This window comes from Halorubrum sp. SP3, assembly GCF_005435195.1.
In the GTDB taxonomy this organism is placed as follows: domain Archaea; phylum Halobacteriota; class Halobacteria; order Halobacteriales; family Haloferacaceae; genus Halorubrum; species Halorubrum sodomense.
This window is the reverse complement of sequence record NZ_SGTU01000653.1, coordinates 1-253: the sequence shown is the minus strand read 5'-3', so window position 1 is coordinate 253 and position 253 is coordinate 1. Positions and strand designations below refer to the sequence as shown.

1 pseudogene is annotated in these 253 nt (G+C 65.6%); it reads left to right on the top strand.

The window, feature by feature from the left end:
• Window positions 1-14 precede the first annotated feature (14 nt).
• Window positions 15-253, top strand: a pseudogene (locus tag EXE42_RS17855) (histidine kinase); the annotation flags it as partial.

Sequence of the window (253 nt, the reverse complement as noted above, 5' to 3'; positions counted from 1 at the left end):
TCCTCTGGCGGACGATGGACGGGCTCGGCGTCTCGGAATCGATAGAGCGCAAGATGGTCGCGGCCGTCGGCATCCAGTTCCTCGTCACCGTCGGTATCTTTCTCGCGCAGTTCGTCCTCTCCGGCACCGTCGCGTACGTCGTCTCCGGGGCGCTGTTCCTCGGGTCCGTCGTCGCCATCTACAACACTCTGCTCATCGTCCGCCGGGATCTCGTCGGCCCGATCCGGGCGTTAGAGCGTCAGGCCGAGGCGAT